This is a genomic window from Vibrio sp. 397 (assembly GCF_033339395.1).
In the GTDB taxonomy this organism is placed as follows: Bacteria; Pseudomonadota; Gammaproteobacteria; order Enterobacterales; family Vibrionaceae; genus Vibrio; species Vibrio alginolyticus.
In genome coordinates this window covers 234,067-256,688 of sequence record NZ_JAWOUN010000008.1, presented here as the reverse complement: position 1 = coordinate 256,688, position 22,622 = coordinate 234,067, and the positions used below count along the sequence as shown (strand labels likewise).

Annotated in this window: 17 protein-coding genes; 6 read left to right on the top strand and 11 right to left on the bottom strand. The window is 42.1% G+C overall.

Annotated features, from left to right (window positions below):
• Positions 1–45: 45 nt before the first annotated feature.
• The 10 genes from R7P36_RS15135 to ubiG form a co-directional block, all read right to left on the bottom strand.
• Complete coding sequence (locus R7P36_RS15135) at positions 46–1,164, bottom strand: helix-turn-helix domain-containing protein (RefSeq protein ID WP_024699245.1); 1,119 nt, start codon at positions 1,162–1,164, stop codon at positions 46–48.
• A gap of 299 nt (positions 1,165–1,463) precedes the next feature.
• A complete protein-coding gene (locus tag R7P36_RS15130; RefSeq protein WP_047725740.1) occupies positions 1,464–1,694 on the bottom strand; it encodes a hypothetical protein in 231 nt (76 codons plus the stop codon).
• 313 nt (positions 1,695–2,007) lie between these two features.
• Positions 2,008–4,194, bottom strand: coding sequence for an ATP-dependent RecD-like DNA helicase (locus R7P36_RS15125; protein ID WP_206953355.1), 2,187 nt, complete (start codon positions 4,192–4,194; stop codon positions 2,008–2,010).
• Positions 4,194–4,637: a hypothetical protein gene (locus R7P36_RS15120; RefSeq protein ID WP_047725738.1), complete on the bottom strand. Its 444-nt coding sequence runs from the start codon at positions 4,635–4,637 to the stop codon at positions 4,194–4,196. The genes R7P36_RS15125 and R7P36_RS15120 overlap by 1 nt, the downstream gene beginning before the upstream one ends.
• Positions 4,637–5,035, bottom strand: a complete 399-nt coding sequence (locus R7P36_RS15115) for a hypothetical protein (RefSeq protein WP_047725737.1) — start codon at positions 5,033–5,035, stop codon at positions 4,637–4,639. The genes R7P36_RS15120 and R7P36_RS15115 overlap by 1 nt, the downstream gene beginning before the upstream one ends.
• Positions 5,028–7,262, bottom strand: coding sequence for a hypothetical protein (locus tag R7P36_RS15110; protein ID WP_206953353.1), 2,235 nt, complete (start codon positions 7,260–7,262; stop codon positions 5,028–5,030). Before R7P36_RS15110 ends, R7P36_RS15115 begins: the two co-directional genes overlap by 8 nt.
• Before the next feature lie 2 nt (positions 7,263–7,264).
• Positions 7,265–8,896, bottom strand: a complete 1,632-nt coding sequence (locus tag R7P36_RS15105; RefSeq protein ID WP_318122221.1) for a site-specific integrase — start codon at positions 8,894–8,896, stop codon at positions 7,265–7,267.
• The gene (locus R7P36_RS15100) at positions 8,893–10,119 is read right to left on the bottom strand and encodes a tyrosine-type recombinase/integrase (protein WP_047725734.1); all 1,227 of its coding nucleotides are present in this window, start codon (positions 10,117–10,119) and stop codon (positions 8,893–8,895) included. Before R7P36_RS15100 ends, R7P36_RS15105 begins: the two co-directional genes overlap by 4 nt.
• A gap of 203 nt (positions 10,120–10,322) precedes the next feature.
• Complete coding sequence (gene nrdA / locus R7P36_RS15095) at positions 10,323–12,605, bottom strand: class 1a ribonucleoside-diphosphate reductase subunit alpha (RefSeq protein ID WP_005376819.1); 2,283 nt, start codon at positions 12,603–12,605, stop codon at positions 10,323–10,325.
• A 501-nt stretch (positions 12,606–13,106) separates the two neighbouring features.
• Complete coding sequence (gene ubiG, locus R7P36_RS15090; protein ID WP_017636129.1) at positions 13,107–13,814, bottom strand: bifunctional 2-polyprenyl-6-hydroxyphenol methylase/3-demethylubiquinol 3-O-methyltransferase UbiG; 708 nt, start codon at positions 13,812–13,814, stop codon at positions 13,107–13,109.
• A gap of 475 nt (positions 13,815–14,289) precedes the next feature.
• On the opposite strand from ubiG, the gene gyrA reads away from it, so the two are divergent.
• The 3 genes from gyrA (at position 14,290) to R7P36_RS15075 (ending at position 18,354) form a co-directional block, all read left to right on the top strand.
• On the top strand, positions 14,290–17,010 hold the full coding sequence (gyrA, locus tag R7P36_RS15085) for a DNA topoisomerase (ATP-hydrolyzing) subunit A (protein WP_225495385.1): 2,721 nt from the start codon (positions 14,290–14,292) through the stop codon (positions 17,008–17,010).
• A gap of 123 nt (positions 17,011–17,133) precedes the next feature.
• The gene (locus R7P36_RS15080) at positions 17,134–17,757 is read left to right on the top strand and encodes a tetratricopeptide repeat protein (RefSeq protein ID WP_165935359.1); all 624 of its coding nucleotides are present in this window, start codon (positions 17,134–17,136) and stop codon (positions 17,755–17,757) included.
• Positions 17,758–17,799: 42 nt separating this feature from the next.
• Positions 17,800–18,354: a hypothetical protein gene (locus R7P36_RS15075; protein WP_132936793.1), complete on the top strand. Its 555-nt coding sequence runs from the start codon at positions 17,800–17,802 to the stop codon at positions 18,352–18,354.
• A 130-nt stretch (positions 18,355–18,484) separates the two neighbouring features.
• On the opposite strand, the gene nrfA is transcribed toward R7P36_RS15075, so the two are convergent.
• Entirely contained in the window at positions 18,485–19,912 is a 1,428-nt protein-coding gene (gene nrfA, locus R7P36_RS15070) for an ammonia-forming nitrite reductase cytochrome c552 subunit (RefSeq protein WP_132936792.1), read from the bottom strand.
• 450 nt (positions 19,913–20,362) lie between these two features.
• Here nrfA and nrfB point away from each other — a divergent pair, with 450 nt between their 5' ends.
• Genes nrfB through nrfD form a run of 3 tightly spaced genes read left to right on the top strand, consistent with a single transcriptional unit; the run spans position 20,363 to position 22,621 of the window.
• The gene (gene nrfB, locus R7P36_RS15065) at positions 20,363–20,965 is read left to right on the top strand and encodes a cytochrome c nitrite reductase pentaheme subunit (RefSeq protein ID WP_053306575.1); all 603 of its coding nucleotides are present in this window, start codon (positions 20,363–20,365) and stop codon (positions 20,963–20,965) included.
• A 1-nt stretch (position 20,966) separates the two neighbouring features.
• Positions 20,967–21,653 carry a cytochrome c nitrite reductase Fe-S protein gene (nrfC, locus tag R7P36_RS15060; RefSeq protein WP_017636123.1) on the top strand — a complete coding sequence of 229 codons (687 nt, stop codon included), beginning with the start codon at positions 20,967–20,969 and terminating at the stop codon, positions 21,651–21,653.
• Complete coding sequence (gene nrfD / locus R7P36_RS15055; protein WP_005386801.1) at positions 21,650–22,621, top strand: cytochrome c nitrite reductase subunit NrfD; 972 nt, start codon at positions 21,650–21,652, stop codon at positions 22,619–22,621. The genes nrfC and nrfD overlap by 4 nt, the downstream gene beginning before the upstream one ends.
• Position 22,622: the final 1 nt, after the last annotated feature.

Genomic DNA, 22,622 nt, shown 5'->3' with positions numbered 1-22,622 from the left:
GATTAATAAAGTAAGTCTGAACCCTACAGAGCGGGACATTATCCTTCAACGAACAGCCCTTTGTAGGGCCAGATAATACTCGATATCATCAGGCTTTACTCTCTGCTTATTGCGACCAGAGCGAATATAGAAGTGTTCTCTACCCACCTTCTCTTGGTAAAAGAATAAGTAATCTTTTGATGGCTTTATCTTAACCCAAGCGACTGTATGACCATAGATCGGCACTAGAGTAGTGGATAGTAGTTCGCTTGGCTTTGATATTGTTTTTGATTGGTCATCGTTGATAGCACGCATGGAGATCTTATCTCGAAAAAGAGAAGTTAGTTGCATCACAAACTTGTCTTCAGAAGAATTATGATAGTGCTCTAGCTCCTCCTCAATCCCATGAATCGACAAGTCATCATCAACACCAATGAATAAATTGCCGCCATTTGAGTTTAGAAAAGCTACCACAGAGGTAATTCGTTGTTTGTCCATGTTATTTTTATCATAGCGCCGAATAGTGTTGGAAGACAAATAACATGATTTAAACTCAACGTGTTGCCCTTCATCACTTCGAATGATCTCTAATGCATCCTTATGTAGAGGTGGAGTATAGTCCAAGTTAAGATGCTGAAATTTTTCTAAATACCTAATCCCCCCTTTAGGGCAACTTGAGATGCCCTCTATGAGCTTTAATACCTTTTCAACCTCGTTAGGTAATGGGGTAGCGTAAAGCAAATAGTCAGAAAATTTTGCATGAGCTTCAACTGCTTCAATGTAATAGCGTAGAGTTGGAGGAAAACATTTTAGTGAAGCCGCTGTTCTTATGTATTTTTCACGATCTTCGCTTCTTCCATTTAACCTAATTTGGAAAGCTAAATTACTCAGTTCGTACAGTTTTTCTTGAATCAATGGTGGAGCTGCAACTTCAAGTGGTTGCTCTAGGGTCGGTCGTATTAACTGGAGTATAGAATGTACCTCTGGGAAAAGTGGTGATCTTTCATATACATAAGACCACCAATATGGAGAGTGTATTCTGAGTTTATCCCATAAAAATGATTCTTTGTATAAGGTAGACCAAGGCCCAACTCCATTAATTTTACCGCTATTAACTCTTTCGAATGTATCGCATATTTTCTGAAGCTGAGTATCTACATCTCGAATCATTAACGCATCTGTCATAATAAAGTCCGATCAAGTTAATTCAATTGAAGCCACAAGCGAGCTGTTCAAATTATACCACATCACACAAAAGCTCAGAAAGTCAGCCACATATGAGTGAGGGTATGGTGGATTAGCAAATTTGACTCTATAGTTAGAGTTCTAGTCATAAGGAAAGGTAAGTCAAATTGCGAGGATTGGAATCAGGTTAAATCTCGCACTAGCTCATTTTGGGGCAGATGTGTTTTAGGTTTTACTCTAGCTCAGCCGATTTCGATTAATAAAGTAAGTTTGAACCCTACAGAGCAGGACATTATCCTTCATCGAACAGCCTTTTGTAGGGCCAGATAATACTCGATATCATCAGGCTTTACTTTTTGCTTATTGCGACCAGAGCGAATATAGAAGTGCTCTCTACCCACCTTCTCTTGGTAAAAGAATAAGTAATCTTTTGATGGCCTTATCTTAACCCAAGCGACGGTATGACCATTGATCGGCACTAGAGTAGTGGATAGTAGTTCGCTTGGCTTTGATTGTTTTTGATTGGTCATCGTTAATAGCACGAATGGAGATCTTATCTCGAAAAAGAGAAGTTAGTTGCATCACAAACTTGTCTTCAGAAGAATTATGATAGTGCTCTAGCTCCTCTTCAATCCCATGAAATTTGAGATAGTGTCGCTGCTGTCTAGTGCTCTCTTAAAATGTTTGTTATGCGCGTGGTTGGGGAAGAACCATTTAGGGTAACCTGTCAGATCTTGTCACATCGAAGTAACGAAACTGACAGTTTAGAGTCAGATTAATTCATCTAAATGACCTAGATATAACTTCTAGGTGACCTGGCGAGTTTATGCATTATCTTCAGCGTTAATTAGTGACTAACGCTTCATCTATAAATTTTGATATCTTTGTATGGCGGCTAAAAGCCTTTGATATAAGGAGAGATTCGTATAGAACCGACACATCTCCTACAAACACAACTTGGTGCTTTGCTCTGGTTAACGCTGTATAAATTAGATGTCGGTCAATGACCCTCGACTTTTTGATTACAACAATTACACGGTCAAATTGACTACCTTGGCTTTTATGAACTGTCAGTCCGTATGCATGCTCTAAGTGCTTTAACTCTGACGGGTTTAAGGTTACTTGTGTACCTTCAAAGTCCACAAAAACCTCTTGATTGGTTGAGTTGATTATCTTACCAATAGATCCATTTCTAATCCCTTTGGAATAATCGTTTCTTGTATACATGACAAGCTCACCAACCCTCAAGGTGCTACCATTTATAGCGTGTTGTACTGTTCCATATTCGGTATCTGTAAACTCTATAGCATCTCCCTTGGAAAACTTGTCATGTATGAGCGTATTTAGGCTTAGAACGCCGCCTGAGGAGGATTTAATTGCAGACAAGAGAAGGACATCATTATTTTCACCGTTTCCACCTAATTCTTCGTATAGCCGCAATGATTCTGTCTCAATATCTGCGTTGCTACACTGAACGAAACTAACGCCTTGCCCAATACCTTTATAGGGAGCGAAAGGGATGGGTTCTCTCGTCATTGGATAGCATCTCATTTTGTTTGCTACCGTAGGTATGCCAGAGGCTTCTGACTGTCGCTTAACCGATGTCAGGTTAGGATTGAAAATATTTTCTACACCAACGAGAGCATGGAAAATAAGACCGATTCCGACTGGTGGTAACTGTTCTTCATCTCCCGTCAGTATAATTCTCCCATTACTTGGAATTCTTTTTAGTAATTGATATATAGAAAGAATATCTATCATGGACGCTTCATCAATGATGAATGTAGCATCCTCTGGAATGTCATCCTGATTGACGTGATACATGAACGCTGCAATTGTCATGGCTTGACGTCCTGTAGCCTCCGTAATTCTCATGGCGGCTTTTCCAGACAATGCCATCAAATAGATTTTGCTAGTCAGTTTTAAACTTTCCAATGCGAAACAGATAGCTTCAAGTACGGTTGTTTTGCCGCATCCAGCACCGCCTGTCAGGACAGATAGTCTGGCAGCAGTACAAATCGATACTGCATGTTGTTGCTCTTCAGTAAGCTCAAAACCAACTCGTGATTCGTATTGCGCAATAATGGCATCAATATGCTTGCTAACAATTGGATTTAATGGATATTTAGTAAGACTAGATATTATTGAAGCGACACCTGATTCAACGATATCCATGCTTCTGACCTGCGCTATGTCTTCGTCAACAATTACTTCTTTATCTTCAATCGAGATATCAATAGCTGTCAGGGCTAAGTCACCAATTTTTCTTCTTAGTTTCTGCCTTAATTCTGCAAGCGGTAGGCACGTGTTACCTGATTTGAATCCTTCATAAAGTGTTTCTTTTGCATACGCTACAAGGCGTTCTGGGGAGTCAGATTTAAAGCCAAGCCGATTTATTGCATACTCATCCAGGGCTTCTAAACTCGCCATAAACATTACAAGCACATAGGGATTAGCTTTAATCTTGTCATAAGCACTTAGCCCCCATATTTTTAAGACAGATTCACCCACATATGCTGGTACACCTAAGTCGTCTAATAGCTTTAGACAATGTAACTCTTGATACGCATTCAGACCATCGATCAACGTCTGAGCAACGTGTGCGCCTAAGATTGGGGTCAGCCTATCAGCATCATTATTAGCCGCAATTTGGTATAGTTCGTCGCCATAAAAGGACACTAGTTTTTCAGCCTTTACTCCACTTATCCCTTTGAATACTTTGGATTCTGACAGGAGTCTCTTTAAATTTTCGTTTGCAGCCTTAACAAAAGATATCTTTGTGGGTTTTATGACTTTTTCTTCCTTTGACGTGCCATCTTTCCACGTTATTTTTTGTTTTTCTACGGTGCCTTCGACATGCCAAAAATGCTTTTCTTTGAATATTGAAGGAGTGGGTGCTACATCAAATCCAGCTTTAATGACAAAACGCGTGGGACTACCACAAAGAGTTACAGCAGAAAATATAATTCCTCCCTTTGCCCCTTTACTACGAATGGAACGAATTTGCACATCACCAGAGAATTGCTCCATTACAAGCGTCCTGTTTCCATCATGTAGCTTTCAATCACTTCTAGATGCTTCAGTTTTTCTTCAGTTTTTTGAAGCTGAATTTTGGTTTCTCTAAGTTCTTGTTCTAGTGCAGCATTGCATTCCTGAGCAAATTTCAGAGTCTTTTTATCTACACTATTTGAGATAGCGGCAGATTTTTCACTTACCTTGTCTGTACCAGTTCTTGAATCCTTGGTGAGTATCCCTTTCTTTAATAAATCAGTGACGACTTCATCAAATTTTTCAATGATTTTAGAATTTTCATTAATTCTTTTCCTGTCAAAGCCACATTCTTTAGCGATAGCTTGTTTGTTCAAACTGTGATTGTCTCTAGAGCGATAATCTTCCCAATCTCCCTCAGATTCTCGCTCTCTCACAAATGTTATGAACTTTTGGTAATTAACTTCTGCTTGAGGATTCGCCATTAATTTTCCTTATGTTTTTTCAGCTTTGTCGGATAAATAAACTCAGGGTCAATACCTTGATCTTCCAGCATTTGATAACAGTCATTTAAGCGTAATTGAAGGGCTTCAATCTTACGGGTCAATTCCTGATTCGCTTCCTTTTGTGCTTCATACTTTTCCTTGTAGCCATCAATAGGCGTTGCTCCTTGCGAAGGATCTACGGTTTTATATCCTCGCAGAAATTCTCTGACTTCTTTATACCGCTTCATATATGGTGTGTTGCGATTCAAAGTCATACGAGTTACACCACATCTGTCAGCAATGTAATCATGTCCAAATTCGTGCTTATACTCTGGGTTTTTAATAAAAAACTCTAAACTACTCAGCGCAATAGTTTGCCACTCTGGAGCCTTACTCATCTTTTATATTCTCTGGATTAAATATTTGAACGATAGGAATTTTATGAGCTTCATTTTTTTCTGCGTTTTCATAGGCTTTTAGTGCAGCAATGCAACCGTTTATTGTGTCTATACAAAACTGTACATGTTGGTCTAGAGGTTCTTGGTTATTCAGTTTCAATGAAAGCTCATCGTAGTTTGGCAATAGCGCACTTAGCTGATTTTCATAATGAACCTTTGTATTGTGAATATTAACTAGAGCTTCTTTATCGGTTGGATCTATTCCAAAATGATTGCATGTTTCACCATCATTACCCCGTAGACACATCATTCCTTTTTGACACGGTGATACGTCTAAATCTCTGTCGCAAGTTCCCCAAGGGGTGTAATGAACAGCAGACATGGTGTGATTTAGAGCTGTCTCTATTTCATCTAGCGAAACGTTATTATTTCTCATACGCTTTATGCGTCTGCCCAGAACATCATCGGGTGGATTTTCAGACATATACCGTTTACGCATTGCCTCAGCTCGTTCTTTCGCTGTTCGATGGTCGTAATGTCTTGTTTGTCCAGGCGTTCGCCCCATCCATAGGTCAATTGCTGATTCGTTTTTTCCCGCCCGAATTAGGGCTGTAGTAACCCAATGGCGTATTTGATGTGAATTCAAAGAAACAACGTCACCGTTTTCATATTTAATATCGTAGTTTTCGAATATCGTTTTATGGCGGCTTCCTTTTTCGTCATTGTTTATCCATCGAGTGTAAGCCCTATATGTCAAAGGACATGGAATTAAGCCATGAGATTTTGTCCCTGCGTCAAAAGTATCATTCTTAGCAATAAACAAAAATTCACTAAAAGGCATATCAATTGTATAGGAGGTTGATACAATCTCTTCTTTTGCATCAACGTTATCATTAGCTCGATACACCATCCTTTTGGTGTCTTCATACTCTTTCAAACAAAGTTTGCTAAGCTCTTCTTTTGAGATAATGACTCTTTGTCTTGCGGCTCTTTCGTCACCATACTTACACTTTAATTTACCGACAATTGATTGTGAGTATCGACCCTGAATAGCTTTACTTTCTCTCAACAAACTTACGGTTAGTCCCGAAACATGTATGTCACCACTTGTGCCTATTTCACTACGAGCAAAATGAAGATCGGGGTCATATCCATGTTCCTTGAGAGCATTCTCAAAATTCTCAGGTCGATCTGGAAAGGTAAATGAATTTATAAATGCTTGAGCACCTTCTTGCTCAACTTTACGAGCAAAGTCTCGGTGAGGCTTTGTTATTTCAAGGATTCTTGCATGGGCATCTACTATCACTTTTTCCCAAATTTTAGGGATAGACTTAGCGAAAGCAAGTTCCCCTTTTTCGACTGGCACTCTGAGGAAATAACGCTGTCTGTCTTCATCGAACCCAAGGCAATCTTTGTGAAGACGAAGTACTTCTCCGATACGTAGCCCTAGACCTTCCATAAAAGGTGTAGCTAGCAATCTAAGCTCATCATATCCATCTTTTGGTTGAAAGTATTCTGGTGTACCGCCTGATTCGACAAGGCGTTTAGCCGCATCAAATTTTTGTTTTATGCGCCCAAAGTACAGACCAATATCTTCAACATGTTTTTCTTTCTGAGCTTCCTTTTTTGTATTCGTGGTTACGTCATTACGTTCCAATGCAGGGTTTTTCATGTTAACTTTAGGCACAAAGGTCTTACAAAAGCTCTTCTTAACTACAAAATTCTTGATAAAAGATACCGAGTCTTTATAACGCTCAAAGGTGCCTCTGGGCTTTTCATAATAGGTTTGTAGTAATGGTATTAGGGCATCAATTTTACTTTGATCCATTGATAGCAATGCGTTTTCATCAAAGTTTAGTGAAGTTCCTAGCCAGGCGATACGACTAAGTAAGCCTGGAATAGTTCGTTCATTTCCAGATTTGTGTTTTTTAATACTATGTAGTGTAAAAAGGCGATATATGTCTCCCCATATCCCTTGCATCAAGACGCTATCTTCAATTTTTGTATGGGAAGTAACGATTGCTCCATTTATATCAAGACATCCTCTAAAATAGATAGTGCGACCGCGATACTGCCAACCGCTCTCATCCCATTGACCTTTTATGGTTCCTTTCGACACTAATGTGTCGAAGTCAACTTGTGCTAAATTCCTCTCTTCATGAACACGGTCTATTAGTGTTTGTAGAGCCTTATTTACTTTTTGAGAGCGAAAATCGATAGGGTTCATCGTTATTTTTCACCCCTCATAATTTTTTGAGCTTCAACAATTTGTAAAGCACCTTCATATGCTTCGCTTAACTGATGTTGAACCGCTCCTGTTGAATTATTTTTGACAAATTCGACTTCTTTCTCGATTACTTCTAGTTGTTTTTGATGATTAGCGTCCTTGAAGGGTCTAAAGCGGCTACAGCCATAGCAACTCACTGTTGGATGATATTCACATAAGGTCTTTTTTAAACACTTCCCAATAGAGAGAACATCCGATACACGAATTAGGCTACCTTCAAGATTATCGTCTTCATCGATAAAATAACCTTGCCATCGTAAAGCGGCATTTTTTAGAGCAGTAGATACTTCAAACGTATCATCGATAAAATCAATAAGATCTTGATTGTATTTAAAATAGTGCTGTACTGATGCTGTTGTTGAATGGTCTAGAGCTAACGCAACTTCTTCAGGTGTCTTGCCCTCCATCACCATGCGAGTGCCTAACGTATAACGGAAACGATAGGCGTTCATTTTAAGTGGATAAGGATTACCGTCTTCATCCTTACAATGCATGGATTTAATATCTAACAGAGGTGGAAGTTGTTGAGTAAAAAACAGTGCGATTTTCGTTGAGGTAAGATGCCAAGCAAAGGGTTTTAATTGGTCATGTTCGAGATAATCTTTATTTATTGTTTGGGCTTTAAATAATGGTCTAGGCAATGGTGTTCCGTCTTTATCTGTTTCAATTAGATTGGAATGCTCTTGAATTAATTGAACGATGTCTTCTGCTAACTCTGCTGGTAGTTCACGCAAAGTAAAGTTACCTTCAGTTCGGCGTAATTGCGCGACACGACCTTTCACTCGTGGGATAAGAATATACCAAGCTAACTTAGTCTTATCGTAATAAATATCGTCTTCACGAAGCAAAGCAAGTTGTATCGGTCTAAGACCAAACTTCTGGGCTAAACTGACCAATACTCGATGTTCGGTTTTAATGTCTTCACTTTGTATTGCCGAAGTTATTTGAGCGATTTCTGAACGAGTGAACGGTCCATACTCATGATCTAGCATAGATACTCGCTCTCGACGTCCTATTGCTTTAACGGCAACTTCAGAAACTTTTAATTCTAACTCATCAGTGAAGCCCCAATAATCGTTAGCGATACCAAACTTTACAAGTTTCCTAATCGATAAGAAAATTCGTTGTTTATCTTTATTTTTCAGTAAGATAGAGGATAATTGAGATCCAAGTTCTCTGGCAAATGTTTTTTCGTTGGAATAGGCGTCTACTGTGAAAGTAATATCTTTTAGGGCTTCAAAACCTACCGATATTTGATTTATAGATGCTGGTGTATTCTCAATAGCTGTATTTATCCAACACTTAGCAGCGATATAATCCAGATATACGTGACCTGAGTATGAGTCACTCAGGTTGTAGGTTTTCTCATCTTTGGCGACATTAACCAGTCTAATTCGATTTATCAGTCTTCCATTCGAGTTTCTTAGGTGAATCGTTTGGCCATAGTACGTCTCAATCTTGGAAGGGAAAGCTTCGCAATCACCATTTAAACTCGACACTAAATCATACATTTGAGAATAAATGTCAAATGATTCTTGTGATAAATACTGTGTAGCCGCATGCCCCATAATCATTCACTCTTTGCTAAGTATTCAGATAATTTTCTTTGCAGAAGTTCTTTTGTATAGTGCTTAGGCATATTACTGGTTGAAGACCAGCCGCCCCAAGTCGTTAATGTATCTTGCATGTCACCTGACTTAATCATACTAGAGTTGGAATCTTCATAATCTTTATTAACGGCATCGCGAACTTCAATCCCTTTAGTTACTCGTAAGCGATGGGGATGAATAGTGTTAACCAATTCAGGCACTTTCCGATAAAGGCTGCCGATTAAATATGATAGCCCATCGGTAGTCATTGCCCCGCCATCTGATTTACTTACAAATAGGTAGTCTGTTAATTGGTCATTAAATGGTTTACGTAACTTAGGTCTATCTTCTTCAATGTAATCAATAATTAAGTGTGACAAACCTTGAGATATGGGTAATTCTCGCCCTAAGGTTTTATGCGAAGCTCCATCTGCTCGACCCCGAAAACTTTTATTGTTTTTATCTTCTGCGGTAATCACCACAGTTGGATTGGTTGTCAGTTTCAGATGCTCGTCGTTGTTTTTAATTAAAACTAGCTCAGCAGCACGACAACCTAGCTCAATGAGTAATAAAATCGCACAAGCATTTCTTCTTTGAAGTTCTGGAGTAAAAGGGTTTACTTCATTAAAAAAGTCCTCAGTTGAGGGTCTTACTATATCTCTAATTATTTCGATTTCATCCATTGATAATGACTTTGCTTGATTCGTATGGATTTCAACCTCTGACTTGGAATAGCGTTTTTTCCTAAACCGTCCGATCATTGCGAAAACATGTTTTTGCCGATCATCCATTCTTTCTAAGTCATTCAATCTATTAACATAACGTGAATAGTGAAAATTCAAAAACTGAGCTATTGAATCAATACGACGATTGAAAGTGGAAGGCTTAACCGAAACTCCTTCCTCTACCGTGTAATGGAAGTTAATTAATAAAGCTGAACTGAGGGTTGTAATCTGCCTATGCGTAAGTATTTTTATCGCTGCTGCATCTTCAAAAAATGATGGGTGATGCCTATCGACATATTCATAGAAAGCTGCCAAGTCCTGTAAACGAGCCTCGACAGTATTTAGAGGTTTTTCGTGCCACAGGTCAAAGCCCCACAATGCCGCAGATGGTAGTGGACAATCATTATCTTCGGTATCAACTAGCATCGGAAGCAATTGATTATTGTATTTAGGGTGACGGATTTTTTTGACTGTGTATCGCATAGGCTATTGTTACATAAAATAGTAAGGTGAAATAACTTTATTGAATTTAGCCTAAGTCACATATGTTACATGTACAAGTGAAGTAAAATATTTTTTCCAAACAAAAAAAGAGGGCATCGAATTGATGCCCTCTTATCTAGTTGTTTTTAATGGTTTTTTATAGGTTATCCACAAAAAATGTTACATTGAGAGAAACTAACCCCCTAGATCTTACAACCGCCGCCAGCACAATCGTCATCTTGTGGTTGAACAGCGTCTTTCTGTTCATCTTTCGCGCCATCACGAGTGTTGTGGTAGTAAAGCGTTTTCACACCAAACTTATACGCTGTTAGCAGGTCTTGAAGTAGTTTCTTCATTGGAACCTTGCCAGTCTCGTAACGTGACGGGTCGTAGTTAGTATTAGCAGAGATAGCTTGGTCAACAAACTTCTGCATAATACCCACAAGGTGTAGATAACCGTCGTTCGAACCGATATTCCAAAGCAGTTCATAGCTGTCTTTAAGTTCTGTGAACTCAGGTACAACTTGCTTCAGGATACCGTCTTTCGAAGCTTTTACTGAAACGTAACCACGTGGTGGCTCAATACCGTTAGTTGCGTTTGAAATCTGAGAAGAAGTCTCAGAAGGCATTAGTGCAGTCAGTGTTGAGTTACGTAGGCCGTGCTCCATAATTTCTTTACGTAGGCTGTCCCAGTCGTAGTGCAGCGCTTCGTCACAAATTAGATCGATATCTTTCTTATACGTATCAATCGGCAGTAAGCCTTTCGCGTAGTTCGTCTCGTCGAATGAAGGACACTTACCTTGTTCTTTCGCCAGTGCTACAGATGCTTTCAATAGGTAGTACTGCATTGCTTCGAACGTACGGTGAGTTAGGCCGTTCGCGCTACCGTCAGAGTATTTCACGCCATTCTTCGCTAAGTAGTAAGCAAAGTTAATCACACCAACACCTAGCGTACGACGGTTCATAGTCGATTTGTATGCCGCTGGTAGAGGGTAATCTTGGTAATCAAGCAGTGCATCTAACGCACGAACAACAAGATCGGATAGCTCTTCGAAATCATCTAGAGACTTGATAGCACCTAAGTTGAATGCAGAAAGCGTACACAGTGCGATCTCGCCTGAGTCATCTTCAACGTTAGTTAATGGTTTCGTTGGCAGTGCGATTTCTAAACATAGGTTCGACTGACGAACTGGAGCGACTTCAGAATCAAATGGGCTGTGAGTATTACAGTGGTCCACGTTCTGGATGTAGATACGACCCGTTGATGCACGCTCTTGCATTAGCAGAGTGAACATTTCAATCGCTTTAACCGTTTCTTTCTTGATTGAAGGATCGTTCTCGTACTTCACGTATAGACGCTCAAACTCTTCTTGGTTTTCGAAGAATGCGTCGTACAGACCAGGTACATCAGATGGTGAGAATAGCGTAATATTGCCGCCTTCAACTAAACGTTGGTACATCAGTTTGTTTAACTGAACACCGTAGTCCATGTGACGAACACGGTTTTCTTCAACACCACGGTTGTTCTTAAGTACCATTAGTGAGCGTGCTTCACCGTGCCACATTGGGTAGAACACAGTAGCTGCGCCACCACGTACACCACCTTGTGAACAACATTTTACTGCTGTTTGGAAGTACTTGTAGAACGGAATACAACCAGTGTGGAATGCTTCACCACCGCGAATCTCTGAGCCTAATGCACGGATACGACCTGCGTTGATACCAATACCAGCGCGCTGAGATACGTAACGAACAATTGAGCTTGCTGTTGCGTTAATAGAATCAAGACTATCGCCACACTCGATCAGAACACATGAGCTGAACTGGCGAGTAGGGGTACGCACGCCAGACATAATTGGCGTAGGTAGAGAAATCTTAAATGTCGATGTCGCATCGTAGAAACGTTTGATGTAATCAAGACGCGTCGCTTTTGGATATTTCGCAAATAAGCACGCTGCTACAAGGATGTATAAGAACTGAGCACTTTCGTAAATTTGGCCCGTAACACGGTTCTGTACGAAGTACTTACCCTCTAGCTGCTTAACTGCCGCGTATGAGAAGTTTAGGTCGCGTTTATGGTCGAGGTACGCATCAAGTTCGTCGAGTTCTGCTTTTGTGTAGTCTTCTAGAATATGTTGATCGTACTTACCCATATCGACGAGGCGAGACACGTGATCATAAAGCGTTGGTGGCTCGTATTGGCCATACGCTTTTTTACGCAGATGGAATACCGCTAGGCGAGCAGCTAGGTATTGGTAATCCGGAGTCTCTTCAGAGATCAGGTCTGCCGCAGACTTGATGATTGTCTCGTGAATATCTGTCGTTGTGATGCCGTCGTAAAACTGGATGTGAGCGCGAAGTTCTACTTGAGAAACCGAAACATTATCTAGACCTTCTGCAGCCCAAGTGATAACGCGGTGGATTTTATCCAGATCGATACTTTCTTTACGGCCATCACGCTTGGTGACGGTAAGTTGTTGGTTCATTCTGCTTTATTTCCCTAAGAAAACTGATAAAAGCCGTATTTTTGTTTGTTTATGTGCAATATGAGTAAAGCTTGCGGCGGCTTTGTGATCAAAGTCTATCTATATATTGTCGCTTAAACACAACATATAGGGGTTCATTTGTTTGCGGGTTACAAGATAGTGCTATTACACTGATTTATCAAGGTACAGGTTTGGGATGACTTGTGGATAACTGACAAAATGAAAAAAATCAGTAAGTGAACACTAACCGATGAGAAAAGGGCAGACTTGAATGGTTAAAAGTACGGTTTCGAGATCGGTTTAGAAATAACCGCATGCAAAAATATTTTCCTTGATCTTTGGCCGTTTTTATCTACGAAAAATGGCTTGGTCAAAATGGAATCTAGAGCACGAATTTTAGCCATAAAAAGACAAAAAAAGCGGCAACTTTGTGCTACCGCTTCCGATTCATTTTCTTTAAAAAATGTCAATCACAAAACTCATTTTTTAACTTAATAGCGTTCAGTATTTTTTAGTATGAACGATGTAGTTTACATCTACATTACGACCGAGTTTGTAGCTATCATTTAGAGGGTTGTAATGAAGCCCAGTAATGCCCATTTCCGTCAGGTCAGTTTGGTCTATCATCTTCATCATTTCGGCTGGCTTGATAAACTTATCGTGCTCATGAGTGCCTTCAGGAACAATCTTAAGAAGCTTCTCAGCACCGACAATAGCAAATAAGTACGACTTAATGTTTCGGTTCAAAGTTGAGAAAAACACGTGACCACCGGGTTTGACTAGCGCAGCACAAGAGCGGATAACGGAGAGAGGATCTGGAACGTGTTCAAGCATCTCCATACAAGTCACGACATCGTAAGTTCCTGCGTTTTCTATAGCGTGGTCTTCTATTGTGCTCTGAATGTAGGTCAGTTGAGTGCCTGTTTCTAATGCATGTAGTCGCGCGACTTCTAATGGTTCTTTACCCATATCAAGCCCCGTCACAATAGCGCCTTCTTTTGCCATGCTTTCAGCAAGAATGCCACCACCACAGCCGACATCAAGTGTTCGCTTGCCAAACAAGCCATTTGCTTTTTCAAGTACATAGTTCAAACGAAGTGGGTTAATTTGATGAAGCGGCTTAAACTCGCCTTCTAAATCCCACCATCGAGAAGCCATGTCCTCGAATTTCTTAATTTCACTTGGGTCGACGTTTTGTGCTTTAGTCATAATTGGTTTTATTGCATTCAATCTGAGTCCTTTAGAGGGCGCCAGTATACTCCAACGTTTTACACCCAAACAACCTCGATGTGCTTAGTTAAGGGACAATGACAGAGTTCACTGGCGCGGCAATCGAGACAGGTGCCTGTAATTTGTAAAGCGCTAACTATTGTTTTTGGTTCATCCTTGAACTGGTGCCAGTGATAATAACTCTAAAACCTGCATTTTCGCGTTGTGTGGTTAAAGGAATTTACCTCGCTTTTCCGCGTAAAGGGTCCGATTTTGCTCAATATTGACCGAAATATAACCACTAATCAGAAAGATATGGGATGAGTGTGCAAATTCTCGACATTTGATTCATAACCAAGCTCACAACCTGATAAAAGGAGAGGGAAAGTGATGCCGAAGTGATGAATTGTGTGTTATATTTTTGCACCTTACACGTATCGTAATTACGATCAGATAATAGAGGGATAATGGCTCTATGAGCGATTTAGCTAAAGAGATCACGCCCGTAAACATTGAAGATGAGCTTAGAGGTTCATACCTAGACTATGCGATGTCAGTCATCGTGGGTCGTGCTCTTCCAGATGTGCGTGATGGCCTAAAACCAGTACACCGCCGCGTTTTATTCGCGATGAACGTACTAGGCAACGATTGGAACAAACCATATAAAAAATCAGCCCGTGTTGTCGGCGACGTAATCGGTAAATATCACCCACATGGTGATATTGCTGTGTACGACACAATCGTACGTATGGCTCAGCCGTTCTCGCTTCGTTACATGCTGGTCGATGGTCAAGGTAACTTTGGCTCGATCGATGGCGACTCTGCTGCGGCAATGCGTTACACCGAAGTTCGAATGGCAAAAATTGCCCATGAACTATTGGCTGACCTAGACAAAGAAACCGTAGACTACGTACCAAACTACGACGGTACTGAGCAGATCCCAGCGGTTCTTCCAACTAAAATTCCAAACCTATTGGTTAACGGTGCTTCTGGTATCGCAGTAGGTATGGCAACCAACATCCCGCCTCATAACCTTGGCGAAGTGATTGATGGCTGTCTTGCATACATCAATAATGAAGAAATCACTATTGATGAACTAATGGATTACATTCCTGGTCCTGATTTCCCAACGGCGGCGCTTATCAGCGGTCGTAAAGGCATTGTAGACGCGTACAAAACAGGTCGTGGCAAAATCTACATGCGTTCGAAAGCGGACATCGAAGTGGAGAAGAATGGTAAAGAGACCATTATCGTCACTGAAATTCCTTACCAGGTGAACAAAGCTCGCTTGATCGAAAAGATCGCTGAGCTAGTTAAAGATAAGAAAGTAGAAGGCATCAGTGCACTGCGCGACGAGTCAGATAAAGACGGTATGCGCATTGTTATTGAATGTAAGCGCGATGCTGTGGGCGAAGTAGTTCTAAACAACCTTTACGCTCAGACTCAGCTGCAAACCACTTTCGGTATCAACATGGTGGCCCTAAACAATGGCCAGCCACAGCTATTCAACCTAAAAGATATGCTGAAGTGCTTCGTTGATCACCGTCGTGAAGTTGTGACACGTCGTACTATCTTCGAACTGCGTAAAGCGCGTGAACGTGCTCATATCCTTGAAGGTTTAGCTCTAGCGCTTGCTAACATTGATGAAATCATTGAGCTTATCCGTAAGGCACCTACACCGGCTGAAGCAAAAGCGGGTCTTATCGCTCGTGGTTGGGATTTAGGCAACGTTTCAGCAATGCTAGAGCGTGCTGGTACAGATGCTGCGCGCCCTGAATGGCTAGAGCCTGAATATGGTATTCGTGATGGTCAGTACTTCCTGACTGAGCAACAAGCACAAGCTATCCTAGATCTACGTTTACATAAACTAACAGGTCTAGAACACGAGAAGATTCTTGGCGAATACAAAACACTTCTAGAAGAAATCGCTGAACTCATGCATATCCTTGCGAGCACTGAGCGTTTGATGGAAGTGATCCGTGAAGAACTTGAAGCGGTTCGTGACGGCTTTGGTGACGCTCGTCGTACAGAAATCACAGCTGCGAGCCATGATATTGACATGGAAGAGCTGATCGCACGTGAAGACGTTGTGGTTACTCTATCTCACGGTGGTTACGTTAAGTACCAAGTACTGAGCGACTACGAGTCACAGCGCCGTGGTGGTAAAGGTAAGAGTGCGACTAAGATGAAAGATGAAGACCATATCGAGCGTCTTCTAGTGGCGAATACCCACGATAACATCTTGTGTTTCTCTACTCGTGGTAAGACATACCGCCTGAAAGTTTACCAATTGCCTCTAGCGAGCCGTACTGCGCGTGGTAAGCCAATTGTGAACATCCTTCCGCTCGAAGAAGGTGAGCGCATTACCGCGATTCTACGTGTTGATGAATTCTCTGAAGACAAATTCATCTTCATGGCAACAGGTGACGGTACGGTTAAGAAAACGCCGTTGAACCAGTTTGCAAACGTACGTTCAAACGGCCTAATCGCTGTGAACCTACGTGAAGACGATTCGTTAATCGGTGTGGATATCACTAACGGCGAAAATGAAATCATGCTGTTCTCTAAAGCGGGTAAAGTGGTTCGCTTTAAAGAAGCAGAAGAGATTCCAGTACTTGATGAAAATGGTAAACCAGTTCTTGATGAGAATGGTCAGCCAGAGATCAAGTTTAAAGGTGTTCGTCCTATGGGTCGTACCGCCTCTGGTGTTCGTGGTATGAAACTGGCTGAAAATGACCAAGTTGTATCACTTATTGTTCCTTCGCACGAAGGCGACATCCTAACGGTTACAGAAAACGGTTATGGTAAACGTACAGCACTTAGCGAGTACCCGACAAAAGGTCGTGGCACTCAAGGTGTAGTTTCTATCAAAGTTTCTGAGCGAAATGGCCCGGTAGTTGGTGCTATCCAGGTTGTTGAAGGTGATGAAATGATGATGATCACCGACGCTGGCACGTTAGTACGTACTCGTGTGGGTGAAGTTAGCCAGGTTGGTCGTAACACACAAGGTGTAACGCTTATCCGTACTGCGGAAGATGAATCAGTTGTTGGTTTGCAACGTATTGAAGAAGTTGATGATGAAGAGCTGCCTGCTGATGAAGATGCAGAAGCGTTAGAGTCAACAGACGAAAATACGCAGCAAGACGCTTCAGAAGCTCCAGCTGCTGATGATGCAGAGGAAGGTAACGAAGAGTAATCTTACATCGTTATCCTGATATGAAAAGCCGAGCCTTAGTTGCTCGGCTTTTTTGTATCTGTATCAACGCATTTAAAGTAAGAAATGCGTACACTGACGTTATCTTTGTTTACAGGACGTGTTATGTCTGTTTGGTTTTTCGCTGCCATCACTCTGATGGGGCTGTTTATCGTACTCTTATCACTGAGTGCATCAAAAGTTAAACCCGCTCAATGGTTTGGCTTTTGCCTGTTAGTATTTGTCGTGACGAGTGCCAGTTTCTTATTGCTGCATCAAACTCCGCCTAAACCAATACAAGCGGAAATGTCACGAATGATGACTGCTCGTGACATCATGAAAGAGATTCAAGACCAGTTGCGTGAAGATCCGAACAACGCTGAATTGTGGTTCCAACTCGGGCAGGGCTACCTGCTAGAGGGGGAATTTGATGGCGCGCTGATTTGTTTTGATTACGCGATCCAACTGACTGAGCCAGTCAGTGCCACGCAACTTGCCGCAAAAGCGACGACCTTGTACTACATTCACCAGCAATCAATGACGCAAGAAGTTAGCTTGCTTTTGGAGCAAGCTTTGCAGATAGAACCGCACAATGAAGCCGCTTTGTCTTTGATCGCAAATGATCATTTTCTGTCATTCCGATTTCAGGAAGCGATTGATGCCTGGGTACTATTATTAGATTCTAATGATCCAAATTTAGATAGGGTGCAAATCATTAACTCTATTAACAAAGCAAAAGAGCTGTTGTAAGCGTACAATTTAACAAGCAATAGAGGGAAAGGTGGGCAACGAATGAAAAATAAAGCACTAAGCATATTGGTTTTGCTGTGCGGCTCTGTGCTGGCGGGTTGTAGCTCTTCCGATCATTCTGGCTCTTCCTCTACGGTTTATTATTCATCGGGTTACTACGACCCGTGGTGGTACGATCATGACGACTACTGGATTTATTACTATCCGGGCTGTTGCGATAACGACGATGAATACAAAGAGAAACTGGAAGAGTGGTGGAATGGTTTAGATGAAGACCAACAGCAATCCATCAAAGACAAAATCGAAGATTGGAAAGACGACGATATGTCCGCCAATATCGATAACATGAAACGCCAACTCGACGATCATTGGCAATCATTGCCTGACGAGCAAAAGCAAGAGATTAAAACCAAATGGGAGAATCGTCCGGAACGTATTGAGCCAGCGACTTTACAAGACAAGGCGGTAAAAGAAAAGGTTCAACAAAGAAAAGCATTACCGGAAACGAAGATCCAGCGTCCAGTTGCTCGTCCAAATGTGCAGATACCTAAAGCACGTCCAAATATTCAGCCTAGACCGAGGCTTCCTCGTCGCTAGTACGTTCGATTTTGTCTCTCGATAGAATCGGGGATGAAGAAATAAAGATAACAAAGAAACAAATAAACAAAAAAAAGGGGCGTTCAGTACGCCCCTTGTTGTATCTATAAGTTAACCGTTGCCAGTTAGACTAATACGTGGCTTCGCGTTCAGCTGCTGCTTTATCCCACTCTGGCGCTACTGTTTCTAGGAAGTGTTTCTTGTCTGCGTTCATCTTATCCATATCCATGCCCAGTGCTTGTTGTGCTTTCGCTTTGGTCGAGATATCTGGAATTTGAACAGGGTCAGTAATGCCTTTGGTTGCCAGTAAACGAACCAATTTGGTACGGGCGTCAGCAGCGCGGTCAACTGCAGTACCTAGTACTTCAAGTGCTACCTCAGGAGCATGCATGTGAACACCGTGAGAAGCAATCGCGTAGTCCCAACGCCATTGTGCATGGCGAATATCTTGTAGGATAGGTTCCATCTCTGCTTCTGTTGCACCTGCTTTCCACGCTGCTCCTGCTTCAAAGTGTGCCGCTACGATTTGCTTCTCGGCGGTTAGCTTCATGTTCAGTACTTGCGCTTTGCGAGTCGAGACGATGCCTTGTAGCTGCTCTTTAGTTTGGGTATGGCATTGCGCACAGGTGTCTTCAAAACGATCAAATGGGTTACCCACTTTGTGGTCTGTGTACACCGTACCGTCTTCTTTGGTCACTTTAGGCATGTGGCAGTCCACACACACCACTTTGTTTTTACCATGAATACCCGCTCTCCAAGTTTCGAAACCTGGATGTTGCGCTTTTAGCATCGGCGCTTTAGATACGGCATGCGTCCAATCTTTGAAATTCAACGCGTCGTAGTATTTCTCCATGTCATTAACGGTGGTGCCCATATCCCATGGGAATTTAACCGCTTTAGTTGGGCCGGTGAAGTAGTATTCAACGTGACATTGAGCGCAGACCGATGCTTGCTTATCTAGGCGAGACTGTTCATCAAAGTTTTTACCAATAGTATCAAAAGCACGCTCGACGTATGGGCGAGTCAGTGCTAGCGCAGGTTCGCCTTTCTTGAAGGCTTCAGAGCCTGTGTTGTGGCAATCGGAACAACCGATAGGGTTGACGATTTCTGAGCCTAAGCGTGCCCATTTACCTTCGAAATAACCGTCTTCACCACGTTCATCAATCACGCGAGCAACGTCTGGGCTTTTACAGCTCCAGCACGCCATCGGCATAGGCCCGGACTTCTCGTCGGTTGGTGCGCCGGTACGTAAGGTTTGGCGAACATCATCAAGTGCGTAAAAGTGACCGCGCGCTTTGTTGTAGTCTTTCGCGAAGCCATAACCTGCCCACAGGATAACCATGTTTGGGTCTTCACTTAGAGCATCTTCAATGTGCTCACTTTCGGATGTTGCTTTCCAAGAATGGTATTGATCAGAGTGGTTCTGTTCAAAGACATCGTTACGAGGATCGATAAAATCCTTCTCTTCTGCCGCTAACGGAGCGCCGACCAAAAATAATTGGCTGGCGAATAAGGTCGCAACCGCAATAGGTGCGCTCATCCAGTGTTTTATGCTCACAGTGTTATCTCCATATTCGTTTTTATTAGCAGCGTTGTGAGGAGCTATTCCAAATAAGAACTGGAGATCTACGATTAATAATATTGCTTAATTGGATAGATGAAATAGTGAGTGAATCTTGTCTTGTTTTAGATCAATTTACACCAGTGATCTCAGTCATGTTTGAATTTATATACCTCTAAAGTGGTAGTTGTTAAGTCATTGTTCTGCAATGCTTTTGGTTTTTAACCTTTTTAAAAATAGGGTGATTTAGTTCGCTTTTTGAGCAGGCGTTTCTACCCCTTATGAATAATAGAGGTATTATAAATATAGGTTTAGCGTTGTGGCTTTCCGAAATAAGAATTGATGTCATTTGAAGATCTAAAAAATATCTTCAGAGGAAATTAATTGTCGCTCAAATAAATAATTGAGAATAGTTATCAATTATTATCGAGCTAAGGAAAGAACAATATGGGCAATATAAAATTGACCATAGAGACAATGCTGAAACTTCTCTTCGTCTTTGCCATCTATGGTTTCTCCATCGCCGCCCATGCGACTTCTTCAGAGCCGATTGAAGGTGCTCAAGCTGAGCGTCATCAAGTCGAGTTGATCCGTGACCGTGACTACAAGTGTCTGCAATGTCATAAGGATGCAAAAGAGACTCTGAACCTTTCGCATGACCCGCAAGCTCTACTCAGCCAAGGGAAGCAACTTAATTGCACCAATTGCCATAGCAACATTGGTCCCGACCATCGTGAAGGTGCGCCTGATGTGATTAAGTTTTCTGCCGCGCAATCGAAAGAGGTACACGACAAAGTGTTCCTTGATCCAAGCATGATTCTTAAAGCCAACGGCCAATGTGTGGATTGCCACGCACCGACACAGCTGAGAGAAAGCCACTGGACGCACGATGTGCACGCCAAAAACCTCACTTGTTCAAATTGCCACGATGTACACGCAGCGAAAACCAAAGCGTTGTCGTACGACAGAAAACAACTGATCAAGCAGTGTGTGGATTGTCACTCTGAATTTGCCGTCGAACCTGAACTTGCCAAAGAAGAGGAGAGATAGCATGAAATGTTCGAGAAGAAACTTTTTAGCCGGCAGCGGCGCGTTGATTTTAACTACAGGCGTTGCAGGCACTTCCGTTGTTAGCTCCTCTCTCTATGCCAGCAACAGTGAACAAGCGAAACGCATGGGTATGGTTCATGATGAAAATGCCTGTATTGGCTGTACCGCTTGTACCGATGCTTGTCGCGAAGTAAATAAAGTCCCCGAAGGCGTAACGCGACTTAAAATTCATCGCAGTGAACCGATTGGCGAATTTCCAGATGTGGAATACCAGTTTACTCGCGAATCCTGTCAGCACTGTGATAACCCACCATGTGTGTACGTTTGTCCAACAGGCGCTGCATACAAAGATGAAGCGACCGGCATCGTGGATGTGCACAAAGAGAAATGTGTCGGATGTGGTTATTGCCTTGCCGCTTGCCCTTACCAAGTGCGCTTCTTTAATCCAGTCGATCACTCTGCGGATAAATGTAACTTCTGCCGTGATACCAACCTAGCGCAAGGTAAACAGCCAGCTTGCGTGGAATCTTGCCCAACAAAAGCACTCATCTTTGGTGATTTGAATGACCCAACTAGCGAGGTGAGCAAAGCTATCGAAAGCCATGTTGTCTATCGCGATAAATCGCATTTAGGTACGCAACCTAAACTGTACAAAATTCCGCATAGCAAAGGGGAGGTGTCATCATGAACGGCTTCGAAAGTGCATTCCACTTTGACTCGTTAGTCTGGGATTGGATCATCGCGATTTACTTATTCCTTGCTGGGATGTCAGCAGGTGCGGTGATGATTTCTATCTATTTAAAACGCAAAGTGATTGAAGGTGATCCCGCAAACAACGGCATCATGAAAGCGATGGCTTGGCTTGCGCCATTTGGCATCATTGCTGGGTTGGCAATTTTGATTTTCCATTTAACCAAGCCTTTAGAGTTTTGGAAGATCATGATCTACTACAACCCAACGTCTGTGATGTCGATGGGCGTGATCTTGTTCCAAGTGTACATGCTGGTGCTGTTTGTTTGGATCGGCGTTATCTTCCGCCATCAAATCATCAGCTTTTGTGAGGGTAAGTTACCGAGCAAACTGTTGGATTTTGCCGATGGCATTTTGATTAAGGCGGGGAAAGCCAACAACGCAATTGAATTGTTCTTGGGCTTCTTAGCCATCGTGCTTGCAGCGTACACTGGCTTTCTATTGTCTGCATTGAAGACTTACCCAATGCTAAACAATCCAGTACTGCCAATCTTGTTCCTGTTCTCTAGTTTGTCCTCGGGTGCAGCGGCATGCTTGATGTTCGGCATCTTGGTGTTTAAAGAGTCGACCAGCAGCCCAAGTGTGTCTTGGGTGCACGGATTTGAACGCCCTGTAGTGTTGTTTGAGTTGTTTGTCTTAGTGACATTCTTTACTGGACTGATCTTCAGCGGTGGTCAGAACGAAGTCGCGGCTTGGAATGCTATTTCGAGTGGATTCTGGGCTCAATGGTTCTGGGTTGGCGTAGTGTTCATCGGCATGATTACGCCTTTGACTCTCAATTGGTTAACGCCTTCAGAAGTGCGCCACAAAGGCAGTTACGTTTTTGTGGTCACGACGTTGAGCTTGGTTGGCGTACTTATGCTACGTACTTTCATTCTCTATGCCGGTCAAATGACCATAGTGTAAG

What these genes read in the sequence shown, in the direction of transcription:
- nrfC (WP_017636123.1), top strand. Translation starts at nt 20,967, where the DNA reads ATGAAATGTTCGAGAAGAAACTTTTTAGCCGGCAGCGGCGCGTTGATT.
- nrdA (WP_005376819.1), bottom strand. Translation starts at nt 12,605, where the DNA reads ATGAACCAACAACTTACCGTCACCAAGCGTGATGGCCGTAAAGAAAGT.
- R7P36_RS15075 (WP_132936793.1), top strand. Translation starts at nt 17,800, where the DNA reads ATGAAAAATAAAGCACTAAGCATATTGGTTTTGCTGTGCGGCTCTGTG.
- R7P36_RS15130 (WP_047725740.1), bottom strand. Translation starts at nt 1,694, where the DNA reads ATGACCAATCAAAAACAATCAAAGCCAAGCGAACTACTATCCACTACT.
- ubiG (WP_017636129.1), bottom strand. Translation starts at nt 13,814, where the DNA reads ATGACTAAAGCACAAAACGTCGACCCAAGTGAAATTAAGAAATTCGAG.
- R7P36_RS15080 (WP_165935359.1), top strand. Translation starts at nt 17,134, where the DNA reads ATGTCTGTTTGGTTTTTCGCTGCCATCACTCTGATGGGGCTGTTTATC.
- nrfB (WP_053306575.1), top strand. Translation starts at nt 20,363, where the DNA reads ATGGGCAATATAAAATTGACCATAGAGACAATGCTGAAACTTCTCTTC.
- R7P36_RS15120 (WP_047725738.1), bottom strand. Translation starts at nt 4,637, where the DNA reads ATGGCGAATCCTCAAGCAGAAGTTAATTACCAAAAGTTCATAACATTT.
- R7P36_RS15125 (WP_206953355.1), bottom strand. Translation starts at nt 4,194, where the DNA reads ATGGAGCAATTCTCTGGTGATGTGCAAATTCGTTCCATTCGTAGTAAA.
- nrfD (WP_005386801.1), top strand. Translation starts at nt 21,650, where the DNA reads ATGAACGGCTTCGAAAGTGCATTCCACTTTGACTCGTTAGTCTGGGAT.
- gyrA (WP_225495385.1), top strand. Translation starts at nt 14,290, where the DNA reads ATGAGCGATTTAGCTAAAGAGATCACGCCCGTAAACATTGAAGATGAG.
- R7P36_RS15105 (WP_318122221.1), bottom strand. Translation starts at nt 8,896, where the DNA reads ATGATTATGGGGCATGCGGCTACACAGTATTTATCACAAGAATCATTT.
- R7P36_RS15135 (WP_024699245.1), bottom strand. Translation starts at nt 1,164, where the DNA reads ATGACAGATGCGTTAATGATTCGAGATGTAGATACTCAGCTTCAGAAA.
- R7P36_RS15100 (WP_047725734.1), bottom strand. Translation starts at nt 10,119, where the DNA reads ATGCGATACACAGTCAAAAAAATCCGTCACCCTAAATACAATAATCAA.
- R7P36_RS15115 (WP_047725737.1), bottom strand. Translation starts at nt 5,035, where the DNA reads ATGAGTAAGGCTCCAGAGTGGCAAACTATTGCGCTGAGTAGTTTAGAG.
- R7P36_RS15110 (WP_206953353.1), bottom strand. Translation starts at nt 7,262, where the DNA reads ATGAACCCTATCGATTTTCGCTCTCAAAAAGTAAATAAGGCTCTACAA.